We start from the raw sequence: 15654 nt of genomic DNA, 5'->3' as shown, positions 1-15654 counted from the left end.
ATGAAGAACAGGTCTAATTACCCGATTATAAGGGTTTTCATAATTGATGAAATTGCTATAGTCATGGCGATGGCTATAGCTCTTTTGATGCGATATGGCAGAGATGTAGGTCATTCATTTCTATACTTTAATGGGGGTTACATTTCAGTTGTAGTTACTATGTGCATTTTTCATGTCATTGTTTATCTGCTTTATGACAATGGTAAGCCATCCATATTTGTCCAGGATCCGGTGGAAAACTTTGCCACAGTGTTTAAGAGCAGATTTATACTGATGACACTCTCACTTGTATATCATTACGCAGTAAGAATCAGTAATGATTCATCCAGAGTGGTTATGGCGTTGTTTTTTGTACTGAGCGTCATTATTGGTTATGTATTAAGAATGCTATACAGAAGACATCATATACGTAAATATGGTGTGCGTGAAGCGAGAAAAGTTCTTAAACTTGAGTATCCATATCCTGAGGGCAAGGAGCTTCAGAAGCGGATCTCAGATGGTCAATATGATGAAGTATTTATTATGACCAGAGGTGTACCGGAGGATAGTCTTGAGAAAATAATAAGAGAAACGGAACGCATAGGGATCAGGACTTTTTGCAGTATATCTGCCTTGGATTATACGGTAAAACCCGGAATTGTCACGGATGTGAACGGATATTCCACGATTCCTGCCTTTATCAGAAAAGAGAAGTTTTCACTGTTTGGCATTAAGTATTCCATTGCAAAGACTGAAGAAGCGGTGCTTCATGTTATCAGGCATATCAGGGAATTATCCGGGCAGTATATATGTTTTTCAAATGTACATACTTCTGTCATGGGGCGTGAAAACAAGGAATATGCAGATATATTAAATGACGCTGCATACGTGTTTCCTGATGGAAATCCCATAGCCATGCTTCAAAGGAAAAGTGGGATCGTTGGTGCACAAAGGGTTGCCGGACCGGATTTCATGGAGCATATGTTCAGGGATTCCAAAAAGGGGCAGATATCTCATTATTTCTACGGAGCAAAGCAGGAAACACTGGATGCCCTTAAAGAAAGTCTTGAGACTAAGTATCCCGGAATAGTGATCAAAGGCTTATATTCACCGCCTTTTAGGGAGCTTACACCTGAAGAGGACCGGGAAGATATTGAGAGGATCAATGCAGCAGATGCTGACATTGTGTGGATCGGACTGGGGGCACCAAAACAGGAAAAGTGGATGAAGGCTCACGAGGGAAAGATACACGGCGTTATGATGGGGGTTGGTGCCGGATTTGATTTCCATGCAGGAACAATCAAGAGAGCACCGTTATGGATTCAAAAGATTGGATTTGAGTGGCTGTACAGGCTGTTTCAGGATCCCAAGAGACTTATCAGCAGATATTTTATCACGAATATCAAGTTTATATGGTATTTAACCATAGATTATTTATCCGGGAAAAAGGTATGAATAGAAAGTATAAGACATTACAAACCTATGCGATCTGGATCATAGATATGGCCTGTATTCTTGTGTCATATATGATTGCCACATGGTTCAGATACAACACCAGAAGAGACTGGGGAGATAGGACGCTGCACTACATGGTGTGTGTCGTATTTCTCCTGTTTTGCGTTATCTTTACGTTCCTTGCAGACTGGAACAGGGATTTCATAATCAGAGGATATGTCAAGGAGTTATTTGCAGTCATCAGAGCTACAGCCGTGATGCTTGTCGGATCTTTGGTGGTTGTGTTCTTCCTACAGTGGACAAATATCCTGTCCAGATTTGTTGTCGGAAACTTTATCTGGATGGACATTCTTTTGACTTATGTGGCGAGAGTGTTATTCAAAGAGTTCCTCAGAAGGCATATCAGCAGTGAGAAGAATGTACAGAGAGTCGTGGTCATATCTGAGAAGGCTCTCATGGAGAAAACTGTTAAGAAGCTGGTAGAGAGGGGCTCCGGTGTAGGATATAAGGTCGTAAGAGCATATTGCGCTGACTGCGACAAGGGAGAGTCTGATGAGAAATGGATGGTTGGAGATGTCCATGTTCACTATGGCATTCAGGACATTACTTCAAGACTGATAACTGATCCGTTTGATGAGGTCTTTATCAATACACCGAATATTCCTCAGAGCAAAATGCAGGATATAATCCTGGGATTTGAGGAAATGGGCGTAAACACACATTACTGTCTCGAGCTGCCGAGCGTTGGAAAAGCTGTTACGGAGGTCGGAGATTTCCTTGACTATTCTGTACTGTCCTATAACATGAACAAAGCCAGCTACAAGAGGCTGTTTATTAAGCGCTTTATTGACATTATCGGTGGCGCTGTAGGGTTAGTGCTTACAGGGATTATTACTCTTTTCCTTGCGCCGGCCATCAAGATAGACTCACCCGGCCCGGTTTTCTTTTCCCAGGTGAGAGTTGGCAAGAATGGAAGAAGATTTAAGATCTACAAGTTCAGATCCATGTATATAGATGCCGAGGAGCGCAAGAAGGAACTTGAGGCACAGAATGAGATGAACGGTCTCATGTTCAAGATGGAGAATGATCCAAGAGTAACCAAGGTTGGTGCTTTTATCAGAAAGACCAGTCTGGATGAGTTCCCCCAGTTCCTTAATGTTCTTAAGGGAGACATGAGCCTTGTTGGCACAAGACCACCGACAGAGGCTGAATTTGAGCAGTACAATGAACATTACAGAAGACGTCTTTCCATGACTCCGGGTCTTACAGGACTCTGGCAGATAAGCGGACGAAGTGATATTCAGGACTTTGATGAAGTGGTAAGACTTGACCTTAAGTATATTGATAACTGGAGTCTGACTGAGGACTTTAAGATACTTCTGCAGACTGTTGGAGTTGTACTCTTTGGAAAGGGTGCGAAGTAATAGCGCTAAATGGGGATGAGAAAAAAGGATAAGGCAATGACGGTAACTGCAATTGTGCTGGCTGTGATTACAATTGCGTTACTGGTACCTTTCATATATGTTTCAAAATATGCATATCCGTGGGCTGACGATTTTAGTTACGGTACAGATACGAGAATGGTGTATTTGAGCACGCATTCTGTTATCAGGACGATTGGTGCGGCCCTTAAGTCTTCTGTTGCTGTCTACAAGGAATGGCAGGGGACATACACATCATGTTTTCTGATGGCTCTTCAGCCTGCAGTGTGGAACATCAGGCTATACCACCTGACAGGAATGATAATGACCTTGTCAATGCTTGGTGCTTATATTGTTCTGGGGCTTGTGGTATTTAAAAGGCTTTGGAAGATGTCTTTTCCTGGTGCTGTAAGCATAGCACTTCTGGCATATCTGATATCGGCAGAGAGAGTCATAGGTATAGCAGAAGCATTCACATGGTTTAACGGTGCAGTTCATTACACCTACATGAATTCCCTGATGGTGTTCTTTGTTTCCATGGTAGCCCTGTACGTATTTGGCAAAAGCAGGGATGAAAGAAAACCATTTGCTAAGATTGTATTAACGGTATTGCTATGTCTTTTAGGAGTTATTGCTGCGGGATCAAACAATGTGACGACGCTTACAGGAATGCTTGTTATGTTCATTCTCGGAGTTGCAATTATGGTGCTCGGGGAAAAGGGGCATAAGGTTGATCGTTTCCTGGCTTTTCTCCCAATGCTGATTGCCTATGCGGCCGGATTTATGGTGAATATGCTATCTCCCGGAAACAGAGCCAGAGGCGGCACAATGGGAGCCGATATCGGGCATCTGAATGCTGTGGATATAGTGGTAGAGGCTTTTAAAGTATGTGCCATGGATATTGCTGATAAGTTCTCCCTGGAGCTGTTGGCTGTACTGTTGGGAGTCGGAGTTATAGCATGGAGAGAGTTTCATAGGCTTGGTGATAAAGAACTTCGGTTTTCTTTTGGCATGCCTGCCCTTGTGGTGTTTGCAAGCTACTGTCTGATCGCCGCCATGTATTGCCCGATGCTGGCAGTAGAGAGCACTTCAAATGATATGCACGTTGTGTTCGTAGCTGCTACAGGAATGGCTAGGACTGAGAATGTAGTATATTTCAACATGGCACTGCTTATGGTGTTTGACGTGGTATACTGCCTGGGATGGCTATATCAGAAGGGATTCAGAGTGTATTCGCCTTTGGTTGGTGGATTGGTTGCTGTTGTTGCTGTAATTATCTGCTTATTTGGAATAAGAACCGAGATGATGACGGATAAGGGACAGCATTATCTCACAACAACGGCTATTGATAACTTGAAAAATGGTACGGCAGCGTATTACGGATATCAGATGGAAGAGAATACAAACAGGTTGATGTCAGAGGATAGTGATGTACTGGTTATGCCTTTGGGAGTCAATCCAAATTCTCTTTATCCATATGATGCATCCGATTGGATTGAGGGAACGAGGCTGTTCTATCAGAAGGATAGTGTTACCTATGAATCGGAACCGTATGTATTCGAGAGGTAGCAAGGATTTTTAACAACTCTAAGGCAAGCCATAAGGATGCTTTGGAGTTGTTTTTTGTATGTGGGGATTATGTTTTGTCACAACGGTAAAAATTGAATTAAAATGGAATTAAAATTGAATTAAACTTGAAGCGTTGCTTGCTGATATGTATAATAGATGATACTATGATGGTACAAAGGGATGTGTAAACATGGGTGTAGGAGTTGAAGTTAGGGGTTGCGTAAATCTGTTGTCGATTGCTCTGAGTATTCTATATGAATTTGGAGATGATCACTTTACAGATTTGTTTTCATTGGAGAATTTCGAGGAAGAAGAGGAGAGTTATGAGACTCTTTTAGATAGCAGGTGGAATGGCAACCTCACTGAATTTAATGCCTTTTTGGAAGGGACTGTAAATAATCTAAAATATTCTAATGAACAATCAAGATTTATAAAGGCATATACAATAGCTAAATGGCTGGATGATAAGTTTACCTATTTAAAACCTTCGAAGGCTGTTGGGATGATTTCCTTGTGGGAACTCTGTTCTGTTAATGATACAACCTATATTGAAGTTGGTGCCCTGAATTCTAATTTTCGTGAGACAAAAATATGGATTAATCCTAAATTCCCTATTCGAACTGTATATGATGTTATGGATCCCGAAAGACCTAAGAGATTAGCTAATCGTGATTCATTTTATGAGTTAAACGGAATGCTTACAAATTATAGCTATTTTAGATGGGATGGAACCAGAACTATTAAGAATATCATTGTTTCAGACGAGGCAATCCTTGACAAAGGAAATGATAATGTTGTTGTGGCGTTTGCCCCTGTTATTGATCGCAAAGCATTCGATACTAACAAAGTGATACAAAATAAAAGAGGTTATAACATTAGTGCGGAGGAAATAATACTTAAGGATGAAGTCATCTCTTTTGTTAATGAGAGAATAATTGATGACTGGAGGCTGGCATGCAGTGAGGGGGTAGATATAATCTTCATGCCTGAGACTCTTGGAACGTCACGTTTTGATGGCAGTAATCCTCAAAATGTAGAGTGGATTTCGAAGCTTTGCCAGGAACAGATCAGGAAAGGCGTTGTTGCTCCATCTATCACGCTATGGCCTAGTGTTTGGGCTAATAGAGAGAATGGAATTACTATTACTCACAGTGATGGGAGTGTAATGGGAATTCAATACAAATATATCCCTTATTCAAATACGAAAGAACATATTCAGGAAGCGCTTAGAGATTATGAGGAAAAGGAGAATATTATAATTCACATTCCTAATGTGCATAGGATTTCTACACTTATTTGTTCTGAGTTTTTAGCAGATAGTGAGTCTGGGTGGAGTGAAATCCTTTGTAGATGCTTGGGAGTGTCTTTGTTACTGGTGCCTTCTTATACACCTGGTGAACAGGATTTTTTGAACAAAATCATGGAGTACCTTAATACAGATACTACGATAATGTGGGGGAATTGTTGTGGTGCTGCCAACAACTTCAACAAGTGTTGTGGAGCATATTCCAAATCAGGAAGAAATACAATGGAAATATTTGCAGGAGGTGATTGCCATGGGAAATGTGATGGAGTTAAAGCGTGTATTTTTGTGGTCAAGATACCACTAAAACAACCGGTATACAAACAAACAGTTTATGAATCAAAATGTGAGCAGAAGCTGGAATATAAAGATTTATAAAGAATACAGAATGGAGATGATACGATGAAATGGTATAAGCCGGATTTTGATATGTGCGAAGAATATGCGGCAAGTAAGTTTGATGGAATCAGCGATTATATTGACAATAACTTAAATATTTTATTTGAAGACGCACAAGGAGATTCCAAGTCTTTAGGACAGAGTCTGAAATTTGGCAATGCTGTTTTAAAGCAGTTTGAGAGGAAAATATTAGACTCTGAGATATTGAGGACTATATATAAAATTGGCCAGCTCCGAGGTGCAATATTGGCATACAGTCATTCCGAATATGAAAAAAAGAGAGATGAGTATGTATGGAATGATGCCAGTGAGGCATATTCTAATATCAAACATTTTGATGAGGTTATATTGTATCTAGGCAAGAAGCGGTCAAGCAATCACACGGATATGAGCAGAGATTTAGACATGCAGGAATCAACAATGACTGAATGCATGAAGAAGATATTAAGCACAGATTATGTTACATCTAGTAGAGTTGGCAGATATAAGGTTTATAAACTTACAGATAATGGAATACGCTATTTTGGATTATTAAAATCAAATGAGAAGAAGATTGAAGATAACAAAGAACGAGTTACTGAGTATCTTGACAGGGGGGATTTGGAAAGCGCTTTAAACCTTCAAAAAATGGATCTTGTTTATGATGTTAAAATTGAAAACAATGAGTTTCGTGATTTGGCGTTGAATGGAGCTTTTGGTACTACCAATAAGAACGAGCAAAAAGTTCGTTTTAATTTTGAACCGAGATTTATAAATGACAGTGAGGAGGTAAATACAAAATGCGTAAGACTATAGAAGATGCTTTTACTACAGAAAGAAGTATCGTGGACGCTTATGTCTTTCTGTATAAAAAACTTTTGAGTGCAAGAAACGAGAAAGACTATTTGGTATTACAACAGATAATCGAGAATTCTCATTTTAGCTTTGATAAAGAGGCAGTTTCCTCCGAGCTCGAAGAAAAGACTATGATAATCGGTGCTAAATATTTCGGGTTTATGCAAGAATATGTTCATTTGATTGCAAGGGATAACCCATGTCAGGAAGCATTTTACCAGCAAATATATAATGAATTTTTTTGTTCTGATTTATTTAAGCTTTCTGATATGGAATATGGTATCATCCTGTTTTTCTTATCAAGAAGTGTTAGAGGATTGCCTTATTACCAGGCTGTTGATACAGTTAAAATGTCTGATGAACAGTTTTTAGAAACCGCAGATGCTATAAGGCCGGAGCTTAATAAAGCCTATTATATGCTTGATGATAGATTTGATTCTCTTACGGAAGAAGCATCCCAACTATATAATATTTCTGAAAAGATTGAAGATAAAAACAAAGTTATAGTATTTTGGGCCTCGGTTATTGGCAGGATTAGAAAGACAAGTGAAAAAGGTGATGGCTCTAAAAGAAAGTAGAAGCATGGAGGATTTGATATGTTGAAAAGTAATATTGATTTAAATGGCAGAAGAATACTTGTGACCGGAGCAGCGGGATTTATTGGAGCTAATCTGGTATGCGAATTGGTTAAGAGATTCCCGGAATGTAAGGTGATGGGAATTGATAACATGAATGACTACTATGATGTCTGGATCAAGGAGTACAGGCTCGACAGGATTGCTGAGGCAGCTCAGTATGATGATCAGTTTGAACTTGTCAGAGGAAACATTGCTGACAGAGATCTGGTGGACAGAGTGTTTTCTGAGTTTAAGCCTGAGGTGGTTGTGAATCTGGCAGCCCAGGCAGGTGTCAGGTACTCTATTGAGAATCCCGATGCATACATTGAGTCTAATATAATTGGATTCTACAATATTCTGGAAGCGTGTCGTCATTCCTATGATGATGGAAATGCCGGAGTTCAGCATCTTGTGTATGCTTCCAGTTCAAGCGTCTATGGCAGTAACAAAAAGATCCCTTACAGCGTTGAGGACAAGGTTGATAATCCGGTATCTCTTTATGCTGCAACTAAAAAGTCTAATGAATTGCTGGCTCATGCATATAGTAAGCTGTATGGTATTCCATCGACAGGCCTTAGGTTCTTTACAGTTTATGGACCGGCAGGACGTCCGGATATGGCTTACTTTGGATTCACTAATAAGCTTATAAAGGGTGAGACTATTAAGATATTCAACTATGGCAATTGCAAGAGAGACTTTACTTTTGTAGATGATATAGTCCAGGGTGTTATCAGTGTGATGCAGGTAGCACCGGCAGAGAACGAGAATGGTGTCAGATACAAGGTCTACAACATCGGAAATAATGATCCTGTAAACCTTCTTGATTTTGTGGATATACTTCAGCAAGAACTGGTGGCAGCAGGAGTTCTGCCTCAGGATTATGACTTTGAATCACACAAGGAACTTGTTCCTATGCAGCCCGGAGATGTGGAAGTAACCTACGCTGATGTCACAGCGCTTCAGGAAGACTTTGGGTTTAAGCCAGATACGCCCTTAAGGGACGGACTTAGGTCTTTTGCCAAGTGGTACAAGGAATATTATAGAATTAGCAACTAAAGAGAAATGGGAAGGAGTAATAGATGTTAAATATAGTTTATGGCGAAATGCCGGAAGCGGTTTACAATACGTCGCTATACTTTGACAATACTTATTACGATTCCTGGTTGCTTGATGATTTTGCTAAGGAGATGATTAAATCTGTTGATAAAGCTGAGGTTCTCAGTGGACAGGCAGTTAAGAGCAAAGCATTGGGTGTGATACCGGCAACCAGGATTTCCGGTGGACTTAAGACGTTACTGTTGATTTATAATCAGCCTGAAAAGGTTTTTAATGCGTCGACTTGTGGAGATAACTGTGCAAAGTGGTTGCTCAGGATTGCTGATAAGGCTGATAAGGATATTACAGTCAATCTCCGCCATATTATGGATTTTGGGAGAGGAAAGTTTGCAATAAGAATTGTAAATAATAATACTATTGTTCACGATATGAGTGAGTTGGTTGAGTATGCAGGCTACTATATTTCGTAGGGGAATAATATGAAAGGCAGTTATGAGGTTGTTGTCAGGAACAACCGTCAGAGATACAAGTTCATAATACGTCGTAATATCACAATCCTTAGAGGAGACAGTGCTACAGGAAAGACGACGCTCATAGACATGATAAAGAATTACATCACAGATGGCGCGGAAAGTGGAATCGAAGTAATTTGTGACAAAAAATGCGTTGTTTTGGAGCGCGGAAATTGGGAACGTGATCTAAAAGAGTATGAAGAGTGTATAGTTTTTATAGATGAAGGGAATGGCTTTGTAAAGACACCTGAGTTTGCTGAAATGGTCGAAAAGAGTACTAACTACTATGTCATAGCAACCAGGGACAGCCTTTTCAATTTGCCCTACAGCATAGAAGAAATCTATGGCATAAGAAATACTTCCGCCAATATGTATCAGGGCACAAAAAGGCTCTATAGTGAATTGTATCATTTATACAACAAGGAAGCGTTTCAAGGAAAACCGGACAAGGTGATCATAGAAGACTCAAATTCCGCATATCAGTTCTTCAATGAGGTTTGTAAGAAAGAGAATATTAAATGCGAATCAGCCAGCGGAAAATCAAATATATTTAAATGTATACTTGGCACAAAAGAAGAAAAAACTTTAGTAATTGCAGATGGAGCAGCATTTGGACCTGAAATGGAACGTGTTATGTCGCTGAAATATGCAAAAAATTTTGTGTGCTTCCTGCCGGAGTCATTTGAGTGGTTAATCTTGAACTCAGGACTTGTTAAAGCGAAAGATCTAAAAAACATTCTTGAAAATCCATCAGATTTTATAGAAAGTGAAGAATATGTTAGCTGGGAGCGCTTTTTCACAAGGCTGACAATAGATAAAACTAAGGATACGCCATTTGCATACAATAAAAGCAAGTTGAATGAAACTTATCTTCATGATAAGAACAAGAAAGCAGTAATGAATGCGGTAAATAGGGAAGCTGGCGGAGAATTATTTTAAAGATGTTTACTTATAGATTGCCCAACTATATTAAAAATATAAATACCAAGAATTTATGCGTTGTTCTGACTTTTTTGTATGTGCTCAGTATCATTCCTATGATCATTATAGGCTATTACAACTGGCCTTCGGTGGATGACTTCTCCATGGCACTTCAGCCACATCAGACTTTTGTTCAGACAGGAAACTTCTTTGTTACTGTTTGGAGCGCATTTACCAAGACAATATATATTTACAACAATTGGGTTGGATATTTTTTTTCGAGTTTTCTTACATGTTTAAGTCCCAGTATTTTCGGTGAGAGATGGAGCGCTCTTAATGCTATCATCGTGCTGGGGATGCTGACATATGGCGTGATGTACTTTTTTGATGCGCTTCTTCACAGAGTATGGAAGATGGAAGGCCATATGGCGTACGGCTTATCTATGCTGACTCTCCTGATGATCGTGCAGTCTATGGAGAATGGTACTACCAGAGCTGAAGCCTTTTATTGGTGGAGCGGAGCAATAAACTATACTTTCATGTTCGGACTGTCACTGGTTTGGATAGGAATGATATTCAGATTTATCTACGAAGATGGCGGCCGAGGAACTTCGGAGATCGGGAAGCAGGGTAAGAAATCCTTGCATAGAGTATTGAGATTCGTTTGGATATGCACCCTGGGATTTCTTCTCGGCGGGAGCAACTATATGACTGCCCTTGTAATGGCAGTATGCTCTGTGCTTGGATTATTTATTCTGTTTATGATAAGGCTCGGTAAGTTCGAGCTAAAAGGCGGTGGGAATGTTAAGTGGCTGTGGTTGCCTTTTGTGTGTCAGTTACTTGGCCTTGCAGTATCAGCAGTTGCTCCAGGAAACAGGATAAGAGGAACATCGGTTGGTAATATAAGTCCTGTCAAGGTTGTGCTCAGGTCATATTACAGTGTACTTGACGTTTGCCTTAATGATATGATGCGCTGGGAAGTGCTTCTGGCGCTTGTGATAGCTGCAGTGATAGCCTGGAAGATGGCTGAGAAGATGGAGTTTGAATTACACCATCCTGTGGTGTTTGCCTTTTTCTCGTTCAGTATGATGGCATGTTGTGTAGCACCGCCATTATATGCTGTTGGCAATGCTGATGCACCAAGAATCAGGTCTACCATGTGGATGCAGTTTTTGGTAATGCTGGTGCTTACTGTAGTGTACTATGCATGTTGGATCAGGCAGAATATAAACAAGGCTAAAGAGCATGATAAAGAGAGGTTTTCTCCAGTATCCTCGACTCTGATCGCAGTAGTTGTATTATTTATCTTATTCGGATCTGCGCTGTCAATAGTTGTAAACCCACACTATTACTCAACTACTTCAGCAATAGTGGATCTGGTAAGTGGTGATGACAAGCAGTATCTGGCCGAGAAAGAACAGCGTATGGAAGTGTTCGAGGATGATTCTGTTAAGGATGTAGTTTTTGAGCCACATACAGTAACACCGGAGCTTCTTTTCCAAAGTGATATTTATGAAGATGCAACTTTGTGGGAGAACACAATTGTTGCTACATACTATGGTAAAGATAGTGTGAGAGTCGGCAAGAAGTAAGGCATGCCTTGATTGAGGATAAATCTTATGGCTGAGATCGGTTTTGAAGAGGTTGTTAAAACTTGGAGAGCTAAGAATATTCAAACAGTGGCAGACATCGATGTTGCTCTGTCTGATATACGTGTTCTTTTTGCGTACAATTCCAATAAGATTGAGGACGCCGGAGTGTCTTTTCACCAGACCAGAGAGATATTTGAGAATGGAAAGGTGGTTGGATATACGGGAGATCTAAGGGCTCTTTTTGAAGCTCAGAATCAGAAGGAGTGCTATGAGTTTATAAAGAGCAAGATAGCAGATAAGGAGTTGCTCTCTAGTGATCTTATCAGGGAAATTCATGAGATATTATGTCATGGTTGCTATGATGAGAGTCGGTGGGCAAAGGGAGAACGCCCTGGAGAATACAAGAAGAATTTTTATGGTGTAGGGCTTTCTGTTGGCTTACCACCAGAGGATGTTGAAGAAGAGATGGATTATATCTGTAATGAAATCGCTTCTACAGGGCTTTGGAACGGTGATGCGTCACCTGAGAAAGTGCTAAAGGCGGCAATCTGGTTTCATTGCAGTTTTGAGAGAATACATCCTTTTGCTGATGGAAACGGAAGAGTGGGACGAACTCTTTTAAACTATATACTGATGGTGGCAGGACTTCCACCGGTCGTCATTTTTGATGAGGATAAGGAGACTTATTTCATGGCCTTGGAAGTGTTTGATCATTCGGATGAGATTGATGGATTTGTTGCCTTTATCAAAGAACAGATGGTCAAAACCTGGGTTAGGAAGGGAAGCAAGGGAGCATTCGTAGCTCTTTAAGTGGTGGATGTGAAAGCTGTCAGGGACATTTTTAATTACATAATCGCGCTTTGTCTTTTTGTGGCTGCTGCTATTGTGTTGTGCGTGAGCAGTGTTACGACCATATACTATGACATGGGATCAGATGTTGACTGGCCACAGTATGGGAAAGAGAATCTCCCGCTGCTGATTATTTTTGTGGCAGTCGTGATTGGAGTTTTCTACTTTCTATTTAAAAAAGGTATTTTCGAACAAAAGTGTAAAGTGCTCTCGATATCAGCGCTAATCCTTATTTCGGCTTATTGCATGCTGTTGATATTGGGTATTAAGCCTCAGGCAGTAAATGACTCAAAGACTTTGGATGATATCATCAATCAGTTTGTGGATGGTGATTACAGTTCCCTGACAAATGCGGGTGGATATCTTTTTATATGGCCATTTCAGCTTGGCTATGTAGCGTTTGGTCAGATGATGGTCGGTATCTTTGGCAAGAGTAATTATTTTGCCTGGGACATGGTGCAGCTACTTAGTATTCTCGTCACTGTTTATCTGATATACAAACTGACCTGGGAATTTTTTGAAGATAAGGAAATATGCGGTATTGTATCGCTCCTGTCATGCGGAGCGCTGTTCTTCTACAACTATGTGACATACATTTACGGCGATATCCTGAGTATGGCACCACAGACTCTGGCACTGTATATGATGGCCCTGTATGTTAAGAGAGGGCTTAAGCAATATGGGATTATATCGGCTGTTAGTATAGCCGTTGCAATACTTATCAAGACCAATTGTGAGATAACTCTGATAGCTCTTTTGCTGATACTGCTGTTTGGTACAATTGACAATAAGAAGATTGTTCAGAACCTTGCTATTGCGGCTATCATGCTGATACTTGTCTTTGGAGCTAAGGCTGCAGTTAATTCATACTTCTGTAATTTGACCGGACTTGATAAGATTCCGGCCGGAAGTCCCTCCTGGTCTCATATAGCTATGGGCCTTCAGGAGAGTGACTTAGAGGATGGATGGTACAATGGATATAATTACAAGGTGTTCGGTGAGAATGGCTTTGATTCTGAGGCTACGGCTATAGCTGCCAAGGAAAATATCATGGCAACGCTCAAGGACTTTGCAAACAGACCTCTTCACGGCGCAAAATTCTTTGTGAGGAAATTTGCTACTCAGTGGGCTGACAGCGTATGTATCTCAACTCACAACCTGGATCTGGTAAGCCGCCATGTGGAGAATCAGCCTGCTATATGCCATTATCTGGTATTTGCATCACCCTATGGATCGCCTGTACTTATATGGATCATGAATGTATTTATGCCTGTATGCTACATAGGTGTTATAATCTATCTGTCAGGCATTCTAAAGGGGAGAAAGGTATCTGTACCTGAGATGCTGCTTCTTGTCCTGATCTTTGGAGGAATGGTTTTCCACGAGTTCTGGGAAGGTTCCTCACGATATATAATGAGGTATTACATATATTACCTGCCTTTTGGGGCATACGGATTGAAGGTGCTACTTGGATTTATTCGCAAACACGTTAAAGGGTAAATATGATCTGAATGATGATTACAAGGACGGGCTGTTAAAGCCTTCTTTGTGGTGCGCTTTATGCGCCTTTTCAATCATGCTTGTTTGTACCAGAAGCTCTTTCCTATATGTGTTCAATCTATGGGATGATGCTAACAGCTATTTCACTGTTGGAAAATGTATTTTCAGAGGCTTTGTGCCATATCGTGATCTCTTTGACCAAAAAGGAATTCTGCTGTATTTCATCTATGGCATTGCATCTTTGATATCTGCGACTACCTTCCGCGGTGTTTTTCTCATGGAGATCATAGCTGCCTTCTTTTCTTTGATGGCGATTCTTAGAATCTATCAGCTGTTTTTAGAACCAAGAACTTTCCCTTATATACTGACACCAATAACCGGAGCTGTTATCTACTCGAGCGCAAATTTCTACTGGGGTGGAAGCGCGGAAGAATTTCTTTTCCCATTTATTATGTGGGGAATGTACTTATCACTACGGTATTTCAGGGGAGTTTATCCCAGGGTGATGCCCTATAAAGTGGTGTTGATAGGTGGCATACTTGCCGGATGCGTACTGAATATAAAGTTCAATTCATTGGGACTTTTCTTTGCATGGATGGCAATGGTCTTCTTTGCAGATCTTTTAGGGGAGAAGGAAATTGCGAAAGCTGTTATAAGCTGCTTTGTATTTCTGGGAGGAATGGGTATAGCAACGCTGCCCTGGATCATCTATTTTGGAATTCATGGAGCAATTGATGACTGGGTATATGTGTATATCTACAAGAATGTTTTTGAGTACTCCAAGAAGCTGACATTCACAGAGAGAATGGCAACTTTCTACGATATCATTAAGGATCATGTATTAAACAATTTCCTTGTATATGTGTTGATAGCCATTGGAATGTTGTATTTCATCGCTTCGGCTATATCGACATATATTCCCGATGATAGAAATTCACTTAAGAAGAGGGACAGGTTCTTTACCCATGTGGATATTTTTGAACTTATCAACATGGGAATGCTGCTTGCATTCTTGATGCTGGTGATTTTTATTGGTGGTGTGAGCCTTCCATACTACTCTTTCCCTATAAATGGATTTGTGGTGTTTGGTTTTATTCCATTTTGTTATATAATAGAAAGGTTCCTTAAGGGACGAATTGAGAAAAATACTCACGGAAGAAACTACGACGGAGCTATTTTGGACTCCGGACTGGCTTTTGCTTTCAGTCTTATTTCTTTTGCTGCTGCAGTAGTGATAGTGATATTCACATCCATGAATGTGAAGGTCATGAAGCTCAAGGCGGAGGATTTGTGGCTGTATCATTTCAAGGACTATATAGAGAATTCCGGTGTCGAGGATCCGGGGATCATCCTGGAGTATACCTTTGATGTTGGACTATATACCGTTCTTGATGTAGAACCTATCTGTTATTACTTCCAGACGCAGACGCTTAATATGCAGGAAGTTCTGGACTATCAGAAGCAGTATGTTCACAACGGAGAGGCCGATTTTGTGGTTTCTGTGGGGCTTGAGGCAGAAGGTCTCGGCGACAGATATGATTTTATCATGCAGGAGCGCTGTCAGTTCTATAATTTCGACCAGACCTATTACCTCTATCAGAGGAATGAGAACCCGGTAACGGATGAGTAATTGTATTTATGAAGGAG

At 40.4% G+C, this 15654-nt stretch carries 13 protein-coding genes; all 13 read left to right on the top strand.

Annotated features, from left to right (window positions below; translation table 11 throughout):
* The 13 genes from G632_RS22295 to G632_RS0106415 all read left to right on the top strand — a co-directional run bounded on the left by G632_RS22295 (window position 1) and on the right by G632_RS0106415 (window position 15637).
* Window positions 1-1434: a WecB/TagA/CpsF family glycosyltransferase gene (locus G632_RS22295; RefSeq protein WP_242826713.1), complete on the top strand. Its 1434-nt coding sequence runs from the start codon at window positions 1-3 to the stop codon at window positions 1432-1434.
* Entirely contained in the window at window positions 1431-2858 is a 1428-nt protein-coding gene (locus G632_RS0106470) for a sugar transferase (protein WP_022768209.1), read from the top strand. The genes G632_RS22295 and G632_RS0106470 overlap by 4 nt, the downstream gene beginning before the upstream one ends.
* A gap of 9 nt (window positions 2859-2867) precedes the next feature.
* On the top strand, window positions 2868-4424 hold the full coding sequence (locus tag G632_RS0106465) for a DUF6056 family protein (RefSeq protein WP_155828853.1): 1557 nt from the start codon (window positions 2868-2870) through the stop codon (window positions 4422-4424).
* A 190-nt stretch (window positions 4425-4614) separates the two neighbouring features.
* Window positions 4615-6105: a hypothetical protein gene (locus G632_RS0106460; RefSeq protein ID WP_022768207.1), complete on the top strand. Its 1491-nt coding sequence runs from the start codon at window positions 4615-4617 to the stop codon at window positions 6103-6105.
* Window positions 6106-6129: 24 nt separating this feature from the next.
* Window positions 6130-6921 (top strand): hypothetical protein, encoded by a 792-nt coding sequence (locus G632_RS0106455; RefSeq protein WP_022768206.1) that lies wholly within the window; start codon window positions 6130-6132, stop codon window positions 6919-6921.
* Window positions 6906-7538, top strand: a complete 633-nt coding sequence (locus G632_RS0106450) for a hypothetical protein (protein ID WP_022768205.1) — start codon at window positions 6906-6908, stop codon at window positions 7536-7538. The genes G632_RS0106455 and G632_RS0106450 overlap by 16 nt, the downstream gene beginning before the upstream one ends.
* 18 nt (window positions 7539-7556) lie before the next feature.
* The gene (locus G632_RS0106445) at window positions 7557-8633 is read left to right on the top strand and encodes a GDP-mannose 4,6-dehydratase (protein ID WP_022768204.1); all 1077 of its coding nucleotides are present in this window, start codon (window positions 7557-7559) and stop codon (window positions 8631-8633) included.
* Window positions 8634-8656: 23 nt separating this feature from the next.
* A complete protein-coding gene (locus tag G632_RS0106440; RefSeq protein ID WP_022768203.1) occupies window positions 8657-9103 on the top strand; it encodes a DUF4869 domain-containing protein in 447 nt (148 codons plus the stop codon).
* A gap of 9 nt (window positions 9104-9112) precedes the next feature.
* Complete coding sequence (locus G632_RS0106435) at window positions 9113-10084, top strand: hypothetical protein (protein ID WP_022768202.1); 972 nt, start codon at window positions 9113-9115, stop codon at window positions 10082-10084.
* 2 nt (window positions 10085-10086) lie between these two features.
* Window positions 10087-11658 carry a DUF6056 family protein gene (locus tag G632_RS0106430; RefSeq protein ID WP_022768201.1) on the top strand — a complete coding sequence of 524 codons (1572 nt, stop codon included), beginning with the start codon at window positions 10087-10089 and terminating at the stop codon, window positions 11656-11658.
* A gap of 27 nt (window positions 11659-11685) precedes the next feature.
* Window positions 11686-12468: a Fic family protein gene (locus G632_RS0106425; protein WP_022768200.1), complete on the top strand. Its 783-nt coding sequence runs from the start codon at window positions 11686-11688 to the stop codon at window positions 12466-12468.
* A gap of 9 nt (window positions 12469-12477) precedes the next feature.
* On the top strand, window positions 12478-14007 hold the full coding sequence (locus G632_RS0106420; protein WP_155828852.1) for a glycosyltransferase family 39 protein: 1530 nt from the start codon (window positions 12478-12480) through the stop codon (window positions 14005-14007).
* A complete protein-coding gene (locus G632_RS0106415) occupies window positions 13976-15637 on the top strand; it encodes a hypothetical protein (RefSeq protein ID WP_022768198.1) in 1662 nt (553 codons plus the stop codon). Before G632_RS0106420 ends, G632_RS0106415 begins: the two co-directional genes overlap by 32 nt.
* The last annotated feature ends 17 nt before the right edge of the window (window positions 15638-15654 follow it).

The organism is Butyrivibrio sp. NC2007 (genome assembly GCF_000421405.1).
Taxonomy (GTDB): Bacteria; Bacillota; Clostridia; order Lachnospirales; family Lachnospiraceae; genus Butyrivibrio.
This window is presented reverse-complemented; position numbering and strand designations above follow the sequence as displayed.